General features: G+C 50.4%; 18 protein-coding genes and 1 other annotated feature. Of the genes, 7 read left to right on the top strand and 11 right to left on the bottom strand.

The genetic code is table 11. The features are described 5' to 3' along the window. Positions 1-274 precede the first annotated feature (274 nt). The 3 genes from clpB to rluD all read right to left on the bottom strand — a co-directional run bounded on the left by clpB (position 275) and on the right by rluD (position 4,695). Positions 275-2,848: an ATP-dependent chaperone ClpB gene (clpB, locus tag U868_RS0115645; RefSeq protein WP_025154111.1), complete on the bottom strand. Its 2,574-nt coding sequence runs from the start codon at positions 2,846-2,848 to the stop codon at positions 275-277. A 113-nt stretch (positions 2,849-2,961) separates the two neighbouring features. Beyond that, positions 2,962-3,708, bottom strand: a complete 747-nt coding sequence (yfiH, locus tag U868_RS0115640; protein ID WP_025154110.1) for a purine nucleoside phosphorylase YfiH — start codon at positions 3,706-3,708, stop codon at positions 2,962-2,964. A gap of 9 nt (positions 3,709-3,717) precedes the next feature. Further along, positions 3,718-4,695, bottom strand: coding sequence for a 23S rRNA pseudouridine(1911/1915/1917) synthase RluD (gene rluD / locus U868_RS0115635; RefSeq protein WP_025154109.1), 978 nt, complete (start codon positions 4,693-4,695; stop codon positions 3,718-3,720). A 137-nt stretch (positions 4,696-4,832) separates the two neighbouring features. On the opposite strand from rluD, the gene bamD reads away from it, so the two are divergent. The 5 genes from bamD to U868_RS0115610 all read left to right on the top strand — a co-directional run bounded on the left by bamD (position 4,833) and on the right by U868_RS0115610 (position 9,611). Further along, positions 4,833-5,567, top strand: a complete 735-nt coding sequence (gene bamD / locus U868_RS0115630) for an outer membrane protein assembly factor BamD (RefSeq protein ID WP_025154108.1) — start codon at positions 4,833-4,835, stop codon at positions 5,565-5,567. A 309-nt stretch (positions 5,568-5,876) separates the two neighbouring features. Beyond that, on the top strand, positions 5,877-6,221 hold the full coding sequence (raiA, locus tag U868_RS0115625) for a ribosome-associated translation inhibitor RaiA (RefSeq protein ID WP_004237887.1): 345 nt from the start codon (positions 5,877-5,879) through the stop codon (positions 6,219-6,221). Between the two features lie 122 nt (positions 6,222-6,343). Next, positions 6,344-6,465, top strand: a sequence feature (Phe leader region). 29 nt (positions 6,466-6,494) lie between these two features. Further along, on the top strand, positions 6,495-7,646 hold the full coding sequence (gene pheA / locus U868_RS0115620) for a bifunctional chorismate mutase/prephenate dehydratase (RefSeq protein WP_025154107.1): 1,152 nt from the start codon (positions 6,495-6,497) through the stop codon (positions 7,644-7,646). Positions 7,647-7,800: 154 nt separating this feature from the next. Further along, complete coding sequence (epmA, locus tag U868_RS0115615) at positions 7,801-8,778, top strand: elongation factor P--(R)-beta-lysine ligase (RefSeq protein WP_025154106.1); 978 nt, start codon at positions 7,801-7,803, stop codon at positions 8,776-8,778. Positions 8,779-9,089: 311 nt separating this feature from the next. Further along, positions 9,090-9,611 carry a hypothetical protein gene (locus U868_RS0115610; protein ID WP_240182728.1) on the top strand — a complete coding sequence of 174 codons (522 nt, stop codon included), beginning with the start codon at positions 9,090-9,092 and terminating at the stop codon, positions 9,609-9,611. 44 nt (positions 9,612-9,655) lie between these two features. Here the strand turns inward: U868_RS0115610 and tyrA are convergent, their stop codons facing one another. From tyrA to ffh, 7 genes are all read right to left on the bottom strand, one after another. Continuing rightward, positions 9,656-10,777, bottom strand: a complete 1,122-nt coding sequence (gene tyrA / locus U868_RS0115605) for a bifunctional chorismate mutase/prephenate dehydrogenase (RefSeq protein ID WP_025154104.1) — start codon at positions 10,775-10,777, stop codon at positions 9,656-9,658. Between the two features lie 18 nt (positions 10,778-10,795). Continuing rightward, the gene (locus tag U868_RS0115600) at positions 10,796-11,890 is read right to left on the bottom strand and encodes a 3-deoxy-7-phosphoheptulonate synthase (protein ID WP_025154103.1); all 1,095 of its coding nucleotides are present in this window, start codon (positions 11,888-11,890) and stop codon (positions 10,796-10,798) included. Between the two features lie 434 nt (positions 11,891-12,324). Then, entirely contained in the window at positions 12,325-12,678 is a 354-nt protein-coding gene (gene rplS / locus U868_RS0115595; protein WP_004237881.1) for a 50S ribosomal protein L19, read from the bottom strand. A 60-nt stretch (positions 12,679-12,738) separates the two neighbouring features. Then, positions 12,739-13,491 carry a tRNA (guanosine(37)-N1)-methyltransferase TrmD gene (gene trmD / locus U868_RS0115590; RefSeq protein WP_004237880.1) on the bottom strand — a complete coding sequence of 251 codons (753 nt, stop codon included), beginning with the start codon at positions 13,489-13,491 and terminating at the stop codon, positions 12,739-12,741. Positions 13,492-13,530: 39 nt separating this feature from the next. Continuing rightward, entirely contained in the window at positions 13,531-14,079 is a 549-nt protein-coding gene (gene rimM / locus U868_RS0115585) for a ribosome maturation factor RimM (RefSeq protein WP_025154102.1), read from the bottom strand. 18 nt (positions 14,080-14,097) lie between these two features. Continuing rightward, the gene (gene rpsP / locus U868_RS0115580) at positions 14,098-14,346 is read right to left on the bottom strand and encodes a 30S ribosomal protein S16 (protein WP_004237878.1); all 249 of its coding nucleotides are present in this window, start codon (positions 14,344-14,346) and stop codon (positions 14,098-14,100) included. Positions 14,347-14,484: 138 nt separating this feature from the next. After that, positions 14,485-15,846 (bottom strand): signal recognition particle protein, encoded by a 1,362-nt coding sequence (gene ffh, locus U868_RS0115575; RefSeq protein ID WP_025154101.1) that lies wholly within the window; start codon positions 15,844-15,846, stop codon positions 14,485-14,487. 183 nt (positions 15,847-16,029) lie between these two features. On the opposite strand from ffh, the gene U868_RS0115570 reads away from it, so the two are divergent. Together U868_RS0115570 and U868_RS0115565 are read left to right on the top strand one after the other, a co-directional pair. After that, positions 16,030-16,821 carry a cytochrome C assembly family protein gene (locus U868_RS0115570; protein WP_025154100.1) on the top strand — a complete coding sequence of 264 codons (792 nt, stop codon included), beginning with the start codon at positions 16,030-16,032 and terminating at the stop codon, positions 16,819-16,821. 55 nt (positions 16,822-16,876) lie between these two features. After that, positions 16,877-18,169: a CNNM domain-containing protein gene (locus U868_RS0115565; RefSeq protein ID WP_025154099.1), complete on the top strand. Its 1,293-nt coding sequence runs from the start codon at positions 16,877-16,879 to the stop codon at positions 18,167-18,169. Positions 18,170-18,243: 74 nt separating this feature from the next. Here the strand turns inward: U868_RS0115565 and luxS are convergent, their stop codons facing one another. Further along, entirely contained in the window at positions 18,244-18,759 is a 516-nt protein-coding gene (gene luxS, locus U868_RS0115560) for an S-ribosylhomocysteine lyase (RefSeq protein WP_025154098.1), read from the bottom strand. Between the last annotated feature and the right edge of the window lie 149 nt (positions 18,760-18,908).

The raw sequence follows: 18,908 nt of genomic DNA, 5'->3' as shown, positions 1-18,908 counted from the left end.
AGGCTGCGTATATTACGTTTCCAGCCCCTTCGAGTCAAGCGTTGTTTTTCAACTTTTCGCTTTTTCTCTTTCTGCCGGAACCGCGTGTTATCGCGTTGTTCCGTGTCAGTGGTGGCGCATTATAGACACTCGCTGAGATCACGCAAGTGTTTATTTCAATATTTTTTCTGTTTGCTCAAAAACCGGGCAGACACACAAGATATCGCTGATTTCCTGTGCATAATGCACAAAAAAGGGGCGCTTTCGCGCCCCTCTGTTTTGCTTTCTTCTGTTATTACTGTTTTGCGGTGATCACACCATCAGTTAAATCCAGGGTGATCATTTTGCCCGGAATCAATTTACCGGACAGCATTGCCTGCGCCATCGGGTTTTCGATCTCCTGCTGAATAGCCCGTTTCAGCGGACGCGCCCCGAATACCGGGTCGAATCCGGCTTCCGCAAGTTTATCCAGCGCACTGTCAGTAATCGTGACCTGATAGCCGTGCTCTTCCAGACGTTTGTACAGACGTTTGAGCTGAATTTTCGCAATTGCGTGGATCTGCTCTTTCGCCAGCGGATGGAATACCACCACTTCATCAATACGGTTGATGAATTCCGGTCTGAAGTGATGAGAAACCACTTCCATCACCGCGCCTTTCATTGCATCGTAGTTCAGTTCACCAAAGTGCTCCTGAATCCGGTCAGAACCGAGGTTAGAGGTCATAATCACGACCGTGTTACGGAAGTCCACGGTGCGGCCCTGTCCGTCAGTCAGCCGTCCGTCATCCAGCACCTGTAATAAAATGTTGAAGACATCCGGATGCGCTTTTTCCACTTCATCCAGCAGAATGACAGAATAAGGACGACGGCGGACCGCTTCGGTCAGATAACCGCCCTCTTCATACCCGACATATCCCGGAGGTGCCCCGATGAGCCGTGCCACGGAATGTTTTTCCATAAACTCGGACATATCGATACGTACCATCGCGTCATCGCTGTCGAACAGGAAGTCAGCCAGTGCTTTACACAGCTCGGTTTTACCCACCCCGGTCGGCCCGAGGAACAGGAACGAACCAATCGGACGGTTCGGGTCAGATAACCCGGCACGGCTGCGGCGGATAGCATTAGCAACTGCATCGACCGCTTCATCCTGGCCGATCACACGACTGTGCATTACCTGCTCCATACGCAGCAGTTTTTCACGCTCACCTTCCAGCATGCGGGATACCGGAATCCCGGTCCAGCGCGCCAGGATTTCAGCGATTTCCACATCAGTCACTTTATTACGCAGCAGCTTCATATCTTTATCTTCTGCCGCATTCGCTGCCGCCAGCTGTTTTTCCAGCTCCGGAATTTTACCGTACTGCAATTCTGACATTTTGGTCAGATCACCGGTACGGCGTGCCTGTTCCAGTGCGGTTTTCGCCTGCTCCAGTTCTGCTTTGATGTGCTGGGTGCCGGACAGCGTTGCTTTCTCCGCTTTCCACTCTTCTTCCAGAGACGCATACTCGCGCTCTTTCTCGGTTAATTCCTGTTCCAGCATATCGAGCCGTTTTTTACTGGCATCATCAGACTCTTTTTTCAGTGCCTGCTGCTCCAGTTTTAGCTGAATGATACGGCGATCCAGTCTGTCGAGAGATTCCGGTTTGGAATCCATCTGCATACGCAGACTTGCCCCCGCTTCATCAATCAGGTCAATCGCTTTATCCGGTAACATACGATCCGTGATATAGCGGTGTGATAATGTTGCCGCAGCGACAATCGCCGGGTCAGTTATCTGCACATGGTGGTGCAGCTCATAACGCTCTTTCAGACCACGCAGAATCGCAATGGTGTCTTCCACAGTCGGCTCAGCCACATAGACTTTCTGGAAACGGCGCTCTAATGCCGCATCTTTCTCTATATACTGACGGTACTCATCCAGCGTGGTTGCGCCCACACAGTGCAGTTCACCACGGGCCAGTGCCGGTTTCAGCATGTTCCCGGCGTCCATTGCGCCATCGGCTTTACCTGCGCCGACCATGGTATGCAGCTCATCAATAAAGAGGATGACACTGCCTTCTTCTTTGGATAATTCATTCAGAACAGCTTTCAGACGCTCTTCGAAATCACCGCGGTATTTGGCACCGGCCAGTAATGCACCCAAATCCAGCGACAGCACACGTTTGTTTTTCAGTCCTTCCGGCACTTCGCCGTTGACGATACGCTGCGCCAGTCCTTCCACGATGGCGGTTTTACCCACCCCGGGTTCCCCGATCAGTACCGGGTTATTTTTGGTTCTGCGCTGTAAAACCTGGATAGTCCGGCGGATCTCTTCATCACGGCCGATAACCGGGTCAAGTTTGCCGGATTCGGCGCGCTCGGTTAAATCAATCGTATATTTCTTCAGGGCCTGGCGTTGATCTTCCGCGCCCTGGTCATTCACATTTTCACCACCACGCATAGTGTCTATAGCCTTCTTAAGTGTTTGTTTATTGATCCCGGCTGCTTTTAATACATCGGCTAATGAGCTGTTGCTCTCTAATACAGCCAGAACAAAAATTTCGGATGCGATATAAGCATCATTTTGTTTTTGTGCAATCTGGTCACATATATTCAGGTGACGGATTAGATCCTGTGAGGGTTGCACATCCCCGGCGGAACCTTCCACCTGCGGTAAACGACTGATGGTGTCATCAATCTTCTGATTAAGCTGCGCGATATCCGCCCCGGCGGATGCCAGTAACGGACGCACCGACCCGCCTTCCTGATGCAGAAATGCAGACAGTAAATGCACGGGTTCAATAAATTGATTGCTGTGCCCGACTGCAAGAGACTGGGCGTCGGCGAGCGCTTGCTGGAATTTATTCGTGAAACGATCCAAACGCATAACACCTCCAAAAAAATGGCTTTGAATTTTAGCTAAGTACTAAATGAGGACTTTTGTCAAATATTCAAGCCGGATTTTGAAAAAATATTAAATATTATGCGTAATCCTGAAGGTTATGGCTTTTGCTGAGGGTTGATCCAGATAAATGACGCCATGCGCCCGGTCCGGGCATCACGGCGGTAAGAAAAGAAGCGGGCAACGTCAGTCACTGTGCATTCGGTGCCGCCTGCAACTGCGGTCACACCGGCAGCAGCCAGACGCTGACGGGCCAGCTGATAAATATCCGCCAGATATTTATCACCATACGGAATAAATGCCGAAGCCGCTTCTGCGGCGTGCGCCATAAACGCCTCCCGCACTTCCGCACCGACCTCAAATTTCTGCGGGCCGATAGCCGGCCCCAGCCAGGCGATAATATCTGATGGTGCAGCTGTAAAGCAGGACACAGTATTTTCCAGCACGCCGCCGCATAAACTGCGCCAGCCGGCGTGAGCACCGGCCACTTCACGCCCGTCACGGGAACAGAACAGTACCGGCAGACAATCCGCTGTCATGATCGCACAAACTTTCCCCGGCGTGCGGGTATACGCCGCATCGGCCTGCGGACCGCGCGGTGTGTTGTCATCCAGAATGGCAACATCCGTTCCGTGTACCTGATTCAGCCACAGCGGTGTATCCGGGAACCCGGCAGCCTCTGCCAGAATCGCCCGGTTGCGGGCGACATCCTCCGGGTCATCACCGGTGTGCAGCCCCAGATTGAGGCTGTCAAACGGCGGCTGACTGACACCGCCTGTACGTAATGAACTGCAGGCTCTCACGCCTGCGGGCAGCGGCCATTGCGGGGTAATCAGTGCGGTCATGGTGACTCCTTACCAGTCCATATCGTCCTGATGCGCTTGTGCATCAGCTTTGAGAACTTCAATCAGTTTCACCATATCATCCGGAATCGGCGCGTGCCACTCCATCTGAATGCCGGAGATCGGATGATAAAGACGCAGCATGGTGGCGTGCAGTGCCTGACGGTCAAATTCCCGCAGTGCATCACGGAATTCATCACTTGCCCCTTTCAGCGGACGCGGACGGCCACCATAGAGCTGGTCACCCATCAGCGGATGATTGATATGTGCCATATGTACACGGATCTGGTGAGTACGGCCGGTTTCCAGACGCAGACGCAGACGGGTGTGAGCACGGAAATGCTCCATCACACGGTAATGCGTCACCGCCGGTTTACCCATCGGGTTAACGGCCATATGAGTACGTTTGGTCGGATGACGGGAAATCGGCTCTTCCACTTTGCCGCCCGCTGTCATACGACCATTGGCTACCGCTTCATATTCACGGGTGATTTCGCGCAGTTGCAGTGATTCCACCAGCCGGGTCTGAGCCGGAACGGTTTTCGCCACCACCATCAGACCGGTGGTATCTTTGTCCAGGCGGTGAACGATACCTGCACGCGGCACATCGGCAATATCCGGATAATGATACAGCAGTGCGTTCAGGACAGTGCCGTCCGGATTCCCTGCTCCGGGGTGTACCACAAAATCACGCGGTTTATTAATCACCAGGATATCATCATCTTCATAAACGATATTGAGCGGTAGGTTTTGCGGTTCAAACCGCATGTCTTCGTCAATCAGTGCATCAATACTGATCTGTTCCCCGCCCAGCATTTTTTCTTTTGGTTTGTTGACAAGACGGCCGTTAACCTGAACCCTGTCATCTAAGATCCACTCTTTTATACGTGATCGTGAATAATCAGGGAACAATTCCGCCAAAGCCTGATCTAAACGCTGACCGAGCTGTGATTCATTAATAGTTGCGGTAAGTTGTATTTCTTGAGCCATGTTTGTCTCTGTATCAGAAAGTTATATTTTGAACGGCAACACCGTTTCATTTAAACTATGTGGTATTGTATCGTGATCGCCAGCGGGAGCTGTACGGAGTGCTCCCTAAAAAATATTCAGAGGATAATCAACACGTGATGATACGTATGAAATATCTCGTGGCCGCCGCCACGCTAAGCCTCATGTTGTCCGGCTGTTCCGGAAACAAGGAAATTCTCCCGGATGCCTCACCGTCAGAGCTGTACACTGTCGGCCAGGAAAAATTACAGGACGGTAACTATAAAGGGGCCATCACGCAGCTTGAGACCCTCGATAACCGTTTTCCTTTCGGCCCGTATTCACAGCAGGTTCAGCTGGATCTGATTTACGCCTACTATAAAGCAGGTGATTTACAGATGGCACTGGCCTCTATCGACCGTTTCATGCGTCTGAACCCGACACATCCGAACATCGATTATGTTCTGTACATGCGCGGCCTGACCGCTCAGGCGCTCGATGATAACATGCTGCAGAGTTTCTTTGGTATCGATCGTGCGGACCGTGACCCGCAGAACGCCCGTGTGGCATTCCAGGATTTCAGCCAGTTACTGCGTTATTATCCGACCAGTATCTATGCGACAGACTCCGCAAAACGTCTGGTGTTCCTCAAAGATCGCCTTGCGGCCTTTGAACTGGCCGTTGCGAAATTCTACACGAAACGCGGGGCATATGTCGCGGTGATTAATCGTGTTGAATTAATGCTGCGTGATTATCCGGACACACTGGCGACACGTCAGGCGCTGCCGCTGATGGAAAATGCCTATAATGAACTGGGATTAACGGCGGAAGCCGGAAAAGTGGCAAAACTGATTGCCGCTAACCCGCGCAACTGAGTTCCGTTTTACCTGTCTGATTGAAAAGGCCATCTCCGGATGGCTTTTTTATTGTCTTATCACTGTGTTACTGCATAAAAAATGGCCGACAGCCTTCTCGTCTCTGAGAATATGCGGTCAGCCAACTTATCGATAATGCACGATTCAGTCCTTTCCCGCAAGTTGTATCCTCTGTATTCTCAATCCGGGTCACAAAAATATAACCTTTTGAAAAAACTAAAAAATATTAGTGACGGCGATCAATTTTTTCTTGTCACCATCCACGTATTCTGAACATCAACAAGACGGATGTAACAAAGAGAGGTCACTATGAATGTGAATATCACCAGTAAGCAAATGGAGATCACCCCGGCAATCCGGGAACATGTTGAAAACCGTCTCGATAAGCTGAGTAAGTGGCAGGTTCCTTTAATTAACCCGCACATTATCCTCGCGAAAGATCCGCAGGGATTTGTGGTTGATGCCACCATCAGCACACCGAATGGAAATTTAGTTGCCAGCGCCAAACACGCAGATATGTATGCCGCCATCAATGAATTACTGGCGAAACTGGAACGGCAGCTGAATAAAGCACAGCACAAAGGTGAAGCGCGCCGCGCGGATAACAGTGTTAAAGAAGCCAACCTTGTGTCTGATGAAGAATCCGCAGAATAAAAAATATAATAAATTGAGTTTTGTCTCTGCGCGCCCTCAGGGCGCGTTTTTTTTGGTTGACACAACCGGTTGCATCAGGTCTATTAACTATTATCTGATGACACAACGGACAACACACTGACCATGTATTCCCGTATCCGCTTCTTCTTTTTCTTTTTTCGCTTCTGTTAATGAGGCTTTTTGTCGTGTGAGAAAGAAAACGAAGACGCACAGAAAAGCCTCCCGCCGCGGAGGCTTTTTTTATCGCCGGGAAACAGGGTCTGAGGACAACATATGAACGATCTTTTAGCTATACGGGAACAAATCAGCCAGCTGGATGCACAATTACTGGATTTACTGGCAAAGCGACGCAAACTGGCCGTGGCTGTCGCACAGACCAAACTGCAGGATAACCGCCCTGTCCGCGATAAGAACCGCGAGCGTGAACTGCTGGATGTATTGATAAACAAAGGCAAACCACACGGGCTGGACGGGTTTTATATCACCCGCCTGTTCCAGCTGATTATTGAGGATTCGGTCCTGACCCAGCAGGCGATTTTACAAAAGCACCTGAACCAGACACCGGATAACAGTGCGCGGATAGCCTTCCTCGGCCCGAGAGGCTCTTATTCACATGTGGCTGCCCGCCAGTATTCCGCCCGTCATTTCGATCATATGACCGAGTTCAGCTGCCGTAAATTCCGCGATATTTTTGAGCTGGTTGAAAACGGTCAGGCGGATTACGGGATGCTGCCGCTGGAAAATACCAGTTCCGGCGCCATCAATGATGTCTATGATTTGCTGCAGACCACTCCGCTTTCCATTGTCGGCGAATTACGCCTGCCGGTGAATCACTGTCTGCTGGCCATTCCGGGTGCGGATCTTGCCGGGATCACCACGCTTTACAGTCACCCGCAGCCGTTTGAACAGTGCAGCCAGTATCTCAGCCAGTTCCCGGACCACAAAATTGAATACTGCGAAAGCACCGCTGCGGCGATGGAAAAAGTCGCCTCCCTCAACCGGAAGGATGTTGCCGCCCTCGGCAGCGAGGCCGGCGGCGCGCTGTACGGCTTACAGGTGGTTGCACAGAATCTTGCCAATCAGCAGACCAATATGACGCGGTTTATTGTCATAGCCCGCCAGCCGATTGATGTGTCAGAGCAGGTACCGGCGAAAACCACGCTGCTGATGGCGACCGGACAACAGGCCGGGGCGCTGGTCGATGCCCTGATTATCCTGAAAGAGCATGACATTGTGATGAGTAAACTGGAATCCCGCCCTATTCACGGCACGCCGTGGGAAGAGATGTTTTATATTGATGTGCATGCCAATCTGCGTTCAGTACCGATGCAGCAGGCGCTCAAAGCGTTAGAAGCAATCGCCCGTTCGGTGAAGGTGCTCGGCAGTTATCCGGGGGAACATGTCCCGCCGGCCTTAATCGGCTGATGATACCAGCCCGGGGTGCTGCCGCGCCCCGCCGCCGCACAATACGCCTGTTCAGAGCCGGGTTTTACACGTAGCATGTTCTGCATATCTGTTTGTCACCATCAGAGGTTGCGGGTAAACTGCACCCTTTATTTTTATTCGGAGTTCTTACGGCATGAGTGATATTGCGGGCTGGCAGCCGACTGCCCCGATAGCCAATCTATTAAAACGTGCAAAAATTGTTAATGAAATCAGACATTTTTTTGCAGACAGAGGTGTATTAGAAGTCGAAACGCCGACCATGAGTCAGGCGACCGTCACCGATGTCCATCTGCGCGCCTTTGAAACTCAGTTTACCGGCCCCGGTGCCGCACAGGGAATAACGCTTTATCTGATGACCAGCCCGGAGTATCACATGAAACGGTTGCTGGCAGCGGGCAGCGGGCCCATTTATCAGATGGGCCGCAGCTATCGTAATGAGGAAGCCGGACGCTATCATAATCCGGAGTTCACCATGCTCGAATGGTATCGCCCTCATTATGATATGTACCGTCTGATAAATGAGGTTGATGATTTATTACAGCAAACCTTAGAGTGTGAAAGTGCAGAATCGTTATCCTACCAGCAGGCTTTCCTGCGTTATCTGGATATCGATCCGCTGACCGCCGAGAAAGATAAACTGCGTGAAGTTGCGGCCAAACTGGATGTCAGCAATATTGCTGATACCGAGGAAGATCGCGATACCATTTTGCAGTTGCTGTTTATGGTGGGTGTGGAGCCGCATATCGGGCTGGAAAAACCGACCTTTATTTATCATTTTCCGGCAAGCCAGGCTTCACTGGCGGAGATCAGTTCTGAAGACCACCGTGTGGCAGAACGCTTTGAGGTATATTACAAAGGGGTTGAGCTGGCAAACGGCTTCCGTGAACTGACTGATGCCGCAGAGCAGCGTCAGCGCTTTGAGCGGGATAACCGCAAACGGGCAAGTATGGGTCTGCCGGAACAGCCGATTGATGAAAATCTGCTGGCAGCACTTGAGCACGGATTCCCGGAATGTGCCGGTGTGGCGCTGGGTATTGACCGGCTGATTATGCTCGCACTGGGTGCAGAGCAGATCAGTGATGTGATCGCCTTCCCGGTGGATCGCGCATAATATTTTCTCAGCCATCTGTTAAACAGGTGGCTGCTTCTCTTGTCTTCATCTCATCTTTATTTTATCCGGTATAGCTAGTCAGCTCATGATTTGAAAGTGATCTGCCTAATCTGGTGCTATTTTTCATTGAATTAATATTATCGATATAAATCAATGGAGAATATGTAATGCATATATCATCAGAAACCCTGTCAGCGAAATTTCACGCCTTTGAGTCATCTGTAAAATCAGCCATTAAAAATTTGTTTTCTTCCTTACATTCTGTTTCTCATATTAAAATGACCACGCATAAACCGGCCGGTTTCAGCGCAGTGACGTTCAGTTTAGATGACGATATCGGCACAAAAAGCGGAAAAACTATCCTGCAAGGCTATTCAAATAATTTCAGAGGAAAAGGAGAAGATGCCATCATACTCCACGGCAGTACAGACGGACGGCTGACAGTCGGCACAAAAGCCTGTAAAATCATAGAAAATGGCCGCGAAGTAACAAAGCTGGACACATCAGACACACACCATCAGCGCGCTGATGAGTTGGTCGAATATATTAAAAAAGAGTCCGGTAACCGGATTGATCTCACCGGCAATACGGGTCCTATACATCTGCTCAGTTGTTACGGAAAACGTTACGCTGCACAGGAGCTGGCAAACGCCACCGGTCGTGATGTTATTGCTTATTCATATCAGCAAATCCGGTGCGGTGGTCTGCAACAAATAGAACGAATCAGTTTTTCAGTTGAAAGTGCCTATAAAAATAAATATGACCCGAGAAAAATCATTTATGGCTCAGAAGGTTACCCTTCCGTACCTAAAACCTTTCATCCTGTGAAATAAACAAGTGAAATAGCCGGTGCTGAATACTATCAGCACCCGCTTTATCAGCGGCGGCTGTCGCTCGCCTGTTGCAGCAGTCCCTGACTCTCTTTCATAAAGCGTTGCGCATGTTCGCCGAACCAGTCACTGACGGCGGAGAACTGCGAAATAAACTCGGCCTTATCCCGGTTTTCCAGCAGCGCCATGGCTTCACCGAACTCACGGTGATAATCCTCTATCACATCCAGGTTATCTTCTGAAGCCATAATGATATCTGCATAAAGCTGCGGATCCTGGGCAAACAGGCGGCCAATCATCACCAGTTCCAGCCGGTAAATCGGTGATGACAATGACAGCAGTTGCGCGAGATCGACATTTTCTTTTGCCAGATAACGCCCGTAAGCAAAGGTGGTGAAGTGACGCAACGCCTGAATATAACGCATATTGCGATCATGCTCCTGTGCCTTAATACCCTGCAAATGCGCACCCCAGACGGTAATCTGCTCCAGGAACCACTGATACCGCTCCGGGAAACGCCCGTCACAAAAGGCCACTACCTGTTTGGCAAAGCTGCCGACATCCGGCCCGAACATCGGGTGCAACCCGAGCACCGGCCCGTTGTGTACTGCCAGCATTGCCTGTAACGGCCCCGCTTTGACAGAGGCGAGATCCGCCAGGATACAATCTTCCGGCAGCGGCGGTAATTGTTTAATAACCTGTTCTGTCAGGTGGATGGGTACGCTGACAATCACCATACCCGCGTCTGCCAGCAGCTCCGGGGCATCCGCCCAGTCACCGCTGTCCAGAATACGCACAGTATAACCGGACAGTGTCAGCATCCGCCGGAACAATTGCCCCATTTTGCCGTCACCGCCGACAATCACGATCGGACGCGCCTGCGCATTGAGCTTTTTAAAACCCTTATCATTCTCACGGGCATAGGATTCCCGCATGATACGGCGCAGCACATCCTCTATCAGATCCGGCGGAACCCCGAGGGATTCCGCTTCCTGCCGCCGGGACGCCAGCATCGCGGCTTCGCGATCCGGCGCATAAACCGGCAGGCCGTGCTGACTTTTCACTACCCCGACTTCCGCCACTAACTGCAGGCGTTTTGCCAGCAGTGACAGCAGCGATTTATCCACTTCATCAATTTGATCACGTAAATGTGTTAATGCACCGGACATACACCCTGCCTGTTTTTATTATCCTGCCTGCTGTAACTGAACCACACGCTCTGCCAGCGCCGATGAGACCTGCTGATGCAGCTGACGCAGAACTGCTTCAGTGGTTTCCCAGCTGATGCAGGCGTCTGTCACTGACACGCCGTACTGCATGGCACTGCGCGGCTGTTCTGATGACTGATTGCCTTCGTTAATATGGCTTTCCAGCATAATACCGGTAATTGAGGTATTTCCGGCACAAATTTGTTCTGCCACGGCATCCACCACCAGCGGCTGACGACGGAAATCTTTATCCGAGTTGCCGTGACTGCAGTCTACCATCAGTGAAGGGGTGAGACCGGCTTTCTTCATTTGTGCCTCGCATTCCGTAATATCTTCAGCACTGTAGTTCGGACGTTTTCCGCCGCGCAGGATCACATGGCCGTTCGGGTTACCCTGCGTCTGTAACAGACAAACCTGACCGGACTGATTGATCCCCATAAAACGGTGCGGCATGGACGCAGCTTTCATGGCATTGATGGCGGTGCTCAGACTGCCGTCAGTACCGTTTTTAAAGCCGACCGGCATGGACAGACCGGATGCCATTTCGCGGTGTGTCTGTGACTCGGTGGTACGTGCACCGATAGCAGACCAGCTGAACAGATCCCCGAGGTACTGCGGGTTATTCGGATCCAGCGCTTCACCAGCCAGCGGCAGGCCGAGCTGAACCAGATCCACCATCAGTTTGCGGGCAATGTGCAGACCTTTTTCCATCTCGAAAGAACCATCCATAAACGGATCACTGATAAGCCCTTTCCAGCCCACGGTTGTCCGCGGTTTTTCAAAATAGACACGCATCACGATATACAGACTGTCACTCAACTCAGCAGATAATTCTTTCAGACGACGGGCATACTCCAGCGCTGCATCGGTGTCATGAACGGAACACGGACCGCAGACAACCAGTAAACGCGGATCACGGTGATGAACAATATCCGCAATCGTCTTGCGTGCACCGGCGATGGCATGCTGGTCGTTGCGACTCAATGGGTACTTTTGTTTCAGTTCTTCCGGTGAGATTAAAACAATTTCATCACTGATGTGAACGTTATTGAGTGCGTCTTTTTGCATGATCATAGTGTTTTCCTGCTGAGTTTTACAAAAAATGGATTACGTGTTGAGTGTCTGAGAAAACACCATAACATCCTTCGTAAATAATTCAATCCAAAATCGTAAAATATTTAAATTTTCGTACATTTTAAATTACAAAATAAAAATGAGATGTTCTCTCCGGAGAAATAAAATCATCTCACCCGTATCCAAGTGAAACACAATACATTGATATAAAAGATAAAATACTGCAACTAAAACGTAATGTGTTAAATAACCGATAAAAGCGGGGCACCTTAAAATACAGAGTTTATGTAAAAATATATTTACATAAAAAATTTGGCGTCATATAAACAATACAGAGAATTGAACGGAAAACAGACAGGAAAGGAACATAAAATAGCGCATAAAAAAGGCCAGCACGAGGCTGGCCTTTTATTGTCATATCGGATGCTTGCGCATTATTTTGCGTTCAAACGCTCTTTAATACGAGCTGCCTTACCTGAACGCTCACGCAGGTAGTACAGTTTAGCACGACGAACGGCACCACGGCGTTTAACGCTGATGCTGTCAACAACAGGTGAGTGAGTCTGGAATACACGCTCAACACCTTCGCCGTTAGAAATCTTACGAACAGTGAATGCAGAGTGCAGACCGCGGTTACGGATAGCGATAACCACGCCCTCGAATGCCTGCAGACGTTTTTTAGAACCTTCAACGACCCATACCTTAACTTCCACGGTGTCACCCGGACGGAATGAAGGTACGTCTTGTTTCATCTGCTCTTGTTCAAGTTGTTTAATAATGTTGCTCATAATAAATCTCTTACCCTAGGTAAACTGATATTTCAAAAGATATCCCGCAGGATACCTGGATTAACTTGTTGCTCCGGACTGATATTCCCGCTGGAATTCAGCCAGCAACATCCTTTGCTCGTCAGTCAGAGCTAGGCTTTCCAGAAGTTCAGGTCTTCTGAGCCAGGTGCGACCGAGTGACTGTTTCATACGCCAGCGATCAATTTCCGCATGGTTGCCCGACAGTAAAACCGGCGGAACACACATGCCATCCAGCACCTCAGGGCGGGTATAATGCGGGTGGTCAAGCAAACCGTCAGCAAAGGAATCTTCTTTTGCTGATGCCTGATGTCCGAGGACACCCGGGACAAAACGCGATACCGCATCAATCAGTACCATCGCCGGTAATTCACCACCACTGAGCACGTAATCCCCGACTGACCATTCTTCATCAATTTCAGTCTGGATAACACGTTCATCTACACCCTCATACCGGCCGCACACCAGAATTAATTTCTCGTTGGCGGCCAGCTCACAAACTCCCTGTTGATCGAGTTTGCGGCCCTGCGGCGAAAGATAAATCACTTTCGCATTGTCACCTGCGGCAGCTTTTGCTGCATGGATAGCTTTGCGCAGAGGCTCCACCATCATCAGCATGCCGGGACCGCCCCCGTAGGGCCGATCATCCACAGTGTGGTGCCGGTCATACGTGAAATCACGCGGGTTCCAGCAATCTACACTGATCAGGCCGTTTTTTACTGCCCGTCCGGTTACACCATGCCCGGTTATTGAGAGGAACATTTCAGGAAACAGGCTGATAACCCCAATCCACATTTTCGTGTCCCACTTAATGACAAAACCATCACCGGAGGTTTAAAAACCGGGATCCCACTCAACTTCAATCAGTTTTTCAGTGAGATCAACTTTCCTGATAACCTGCCCGTCAAGATACGGTACTAACCGCTCTTTCATGCCGAAGGCATCTTTCAGATTTGCTTTAATCACCAGAACATCATTCGACCCGGTTTCCATTAAATCGGTTACGGTGCCGAGATCATATCCGCCGGTGGTCACTACACGGCAGCCCATCAGGTCTTTCCAGTAGTAATCATCGCCGTCTAATTCCGGTAACTGCGAACTGTCCACCACGATTTCCGCGTTAGTCAGTACGTTTGCCGCATCTCTGTCGTCAATCCCTTTGAGTTTGACGATCATATCCTGGTTGTGGGATTTCCAGTCTTCCGGTTCGATGTGTTGCCACACCCCGTTACGCTGAATAAACCACGGCTGATAATCAAAAATACTTTCAGTATTTTCGGTGGAAGAAAACACTCTGAGCCACCCTTTAATACCGTAAGATGACCCCAGTTTGCCGAGTACAATCGGATCAGAAGGGGCTTGCGGATTAGTGTGCTTGCTCATTGTTGCCACCGTGACAGATTAAGCTGCTTTTTTTGCGTCTTTGATCAGTACAGCAACACGATCAGAGACAGTTGCACCCAGACCAACCCAGTGTTCAACACGGTCCAGATCTAAGCGCAGAGTTTCAGCCTTACCGGCAGCGATAGGGTTGAAGAAACCAATACGTTCGATGAAACGACCGTCACGTGCATTACGACTGTCGGTTACGACGATTTGGTAGAACGGACGCTTTTTTGCGCCGCCACGAGCTAAACGAATTGTTACCATAACATCCTCATTGAATTGACAAACAACCAGACCCCATCGAGGAATGGCGTCCGGTTGTCATAGAAAAAGCCCGAAAAGTTTACTCACTTTGGCGAAAAAATCAATCCAAAGTGATTATTCTTTGTGACTTTCTTTGTTTTACCGCCCCATCATACCCGGCGGCATCATACCTTTCATGCCCCGCATCATCTTCGCGAGGCCCCCTTTCTTCATCTTTTTCATCATGCGCTGCATATCATCGAACTGCTTGAGCAGCCGGTTGACATCCTGCACCTGAGTCCCGGAACCCGCCGCGATACGGCGTTTGCGGGACCCCTTGATAATTTCCGGTTTGACGCGCTCTTTTTTGGTCATGGAATTGATCATCGCTTCCATTTTGGTCAGCACGCTGTCATCCATCTGCGATTTCACTGCATCCGGCACCTGAGACATGCCCGGCAGTTTGGTCAGCATCCCGGCCATACCGCCCATATTGCGCATCTGCTTAAGCTGTTCCAGGAAGTCGTTGAGGTCAAACCCGTCACCTTTTTTCAGCTTGGAGGCCAGTTTTTCCGCCTGATCGCGGTCAACTTTGCTCTCAATCTCTTCGATCAGTGACAACACATCGCCCATGCCCAGAATTCGGGAGGCAACGCGATCCGGATGGAACGGCTCCAGTGCATCGGTTTTTTCCCCGACACCCAGGAATTTAATCGGTTTACCGGTGATATGGCGGATAGAGAGCGCCGCACCGCCGCGCGCATCACCATCGACTTTGGTCAGCACCACACCGGTCAGCGGCAGGGCTTCGTTAAAGGCTTTAGCGGTGTTTGCCGCATCCTGACCGGTCATGGCATCCACGACGAACAGGGTTTCCACCGGGTTAATGGCTGCATGCAGCTCTTTGATTTCGCCCATCATGCCTTCATCGACATGCAGACGGCCCGCAGTATCCACCAGCAGGACATCAAAGAATTGCAGCTGCGCATGTTTCAGCGCTTTTTTAACGATATCAATCGGTTTTTCTGACACATCAGACGGGAAGAATTCAATTCCCACGGTCTCTGCCAGTGTCTGTAACTGTTTAATCGCCGCCGGACGGTACACGTCGGCAGAGACCACCAGCACTTTTTTCTTCTGTTTTTCTTTCAGCAGTTTACCGAGTTTCGCCACACTGGTGGTTTTACCCGCACCCTGCAGACCGGCCATCAGTACCACAGCCGGCGGCTGGGCGGAGAGATCCAGGGCGTTGTTTTCCTCGCCCATCGCCGCAACCAGTTCACCCTGAACGATTTTGACGAACTCCTGCCCCGGCGTCAGGCTTTTATTCACCTCATGACCAACGGCACGCTCTTTGACGCGGTTGATGAAATCCCGTACCACCGGCAGGGCAACATCGGCTTCCAGAAGCGCCATGCGCACTTCGCGCAGCGTTTCTTTAATATTGTCTTCCGTCAGTCGTCCGCGACCACTGATATTGCGCAAGGTGCGCGAAAGTCTGTCAGTTAAATTATCAAACATGTCATCGACTCTGCCAAAACTGAGCTAAAAATAGAAAAGATACCCGAGATTATAACACGCGCCGCAGCAAATCAGCGAACCGATTTACGTAAAGTATCGTGTAATCATTGGAGTGATCTGCGGGCTGCGGTATACTGACGTATGAATTTTGTTTCATCTTACTGACTGAATAATCACAAAACCATGCCTGAAATCTCTGTTGTTGCAATTAGCGCGTATCTGTTAAGCCTGGTTCTCCTGATGCCGGGTGTGCTCCGCTATCAGCGCGGCTACCGGAAACTGGCGCTTATCTTTGCCGTTATCGCGCTGGTGTGTCACGGTGTGGCGGTTAAATCACAGATTTTTCAGGGCGTTGGTCAGAACCTGACACTGCTGAATCTCGGCTCGGTAGTCAGCCTGCTGGTCTCCGTCATTATGACGATTGTCGCGTTTCAGGGCCGGGCATGGTTTCTTATCCCGATTGTTTACAGCTTCTCGATGGTCAACCTGATTCTTGCCACCCTGATGCCGGGCGAGTTTATCACCCACTTACAGGCCAGTGTACCGCTGTTTGTGCATATCGGTCTGGCGCTGCTCAGCTTCGCAACACTGATTATTGCGGCACTGTATGCCATGCAGCTCGGCTGGATGGATCATCAGCTGAAAAACAAACGCCTCAGGTTTACGCCGGATATGCCGCCGTTAATGGTTATCGAGCGTAAAATGTTCCATATCACCCAGGTCGGCGTGATTCTGCTGACACTGACACTCGCCACCGGCATTGTGTTTATGGATAACATCTTTGATAAAGATAATATCCATAAATCATTGCTGTCGATGGTTGCCTGGTGTGTCTATATCGTGCTGCTGTGGGGGCACTATCATGAAGGCTGGCGCGGCAAACGGGTTATCTGGTTTAACTTCGCCGGTGCCTTTATTCTCACACTGGCATTTTTCGGGCACCGTCTGTTTCAGGAACTGATGCTGTATGCATAACGGCCGGTCTCTGTAACGCCTTTTTCCGCTCATCACAAAAGAAAGGAACACCGCTGTGGAGCACGTCTCAACAAGCACGCTGATTATCATTCTTATTTTACTGGTGATAATTTCAGCGTACTTTTCCGCATCCGAAACCGGGATGATGACCATCAACCGCTACCGGCTGCGCCACCAGGCCAAACAGGGAAGCCGGGCGGCGCGCCGTGTCGAGAAACTGCTGGAGAAACCGGAACGCCTGCTGAGTCTCATTCTTATCGGTAATAACCTGGTGAATATTGTCGCCTCCGCACTGGGTACGATTGTCGGTATGCGCCTGTACGGCAACGCCGGTGTGGCTATCGCCACCGGGGTGCTGACCTTTATCATCCTCGTCTTTGCCGAAGTGATGCCGAAAACCATTGCGGCACTTTATCCGCAGCAGGTTGCCTTTCCGAGCAGTTTTCTGCTGCGTCCGCTGGCAAAAATCTGTCTGCCGCTGGTCTGGGCATTTAACGCGATAACCCTGATTCTGATGCGCTGCATCGGTATCCGCGGCACCGTGATCCGCAGTGATGCGGTTTCAAAAGAAGAACTGAAAACCATCGTTAATGAGTCCAAAGGCAAGCTGTCCCGCCGCAACCAGGACATGCTGATCTCCATCCTCGATCTGGATAAAGTCAGTGTGGATGAAATTATGGTGCCGCGTACTGAAATCATCGGGATTGATATCAATGATGAGTGGAAATCTATTCTGCGCCAGCTTACGCACTCGCCGCACGGCCGGATAGTGCTCTACCGTGACTCACTGGATGATGCTATCGGCATGCTGCGTGTCCGTGAAGCTTACCGACTGATGATTGAGAAGCAGGAATTCACCAAGCAAATGCTTATCAAGGCCGCTGATAAAGTCTACTTTGTGCCGGACAGTACACCGCTGAACCTGCAACTGGTGAATTTCCAGCGCAATAATGAAAAAGTCGGACTGGTTGTCGATGAGTACGGTGACATCCAGGGGCTTATCTCGGTGGAAGATATCCTGGAAGAAATTGTCGGTGATTTTACCACCTCAATGTCACCGTCGCTGGCCGAGGAAGTCACCCGTCAGCCTGACGGCACGCTGCTGATTGAAGGCTCTGCCAATATCCGCGAAATCAATAAAGCCCTGAACCTCTCCCTGCCGGAAGAAGGTGCCCGTACCATTAACGGCCTGCTGCTGGAAGAACTCGGTGATATCCCGACACTCAATACCCTTGTCGCCATCGGGCACTATCAGTTTGAAGTGGTTGCCATCGGTGAGAATGTGATTAAAACGGTAAAACTGTCGCCGCTGAAACCAGCCGGTACCGATGTCGCTGCTGATATCTGAGAAAGATAAAAGAAGACATAAAAAAACCTGCGCGCATTGCTGCCGCAGGTTTTTTTGTATCCGGGACTGAAAAATTACGGATGCAGTTTTTCCAGCTCATCATCAGATAACAGCAGTTCATCATTTTTGTTGACGCGGACATCGCGCTCAATGATGTTTTTTGCAATCTGATGTGCTTCTTCCAGTGAATGCATCTTATACGTCCCGCACTGATACAGGTTCAGCTCAGGGATCTTCGCCTGATCTTTGACCGCCAGGATATCCGCCATAGCGTCTTTCCAGGCCTGTGCAACACGGGTTTCTGACGGTGCACCAATCAGGCTCATATAGAACCCGGTACGGCAGCCCATCGGTGAGATATCAATGATTTCAACACCGTTGCCGTTTAAATGGTTACGCATAAAACCGGCAAACAGATGTTCCAGTGTATGCGTTCCTCTTTCCGGCAGAATCTCTTCATTAGGAACACAAAAACGCAGATCAAAAACAGTGATGGTATCGCCACCCGGGGTGGTCATGGTTTTCGCTACGCGTACCGCAGGTGCCGCCATGCGTGTGTGATCAACTAAAAAACTATCCAGCAAAGGCATAATTCCCGCTCCTCTTTTTTTGTAAAAAATGCCGAACGAATGAAACTTTTTCTGAATACGCCGGTCTGATGTACTGAAAGACGCGCAAATTGTTATCATCCCTATTCTCTGAGAGATTTATTTTGGCCACATTGATTGTGGCCATTTTC

The sequence above is a fragment of the Morganella morganii H1r genome (assembly GCF_000633515.1).
Taxonomy (GTDB): Bacteria; Pseudomonadota; Gammaproteobacteria; order Enterobacterales; family Enterobacteriaceae; genus Morganella; species Morganella morganii_B.
This window is presented reverse-complemented; position numbering and strand designations above follow the sequence as displayed.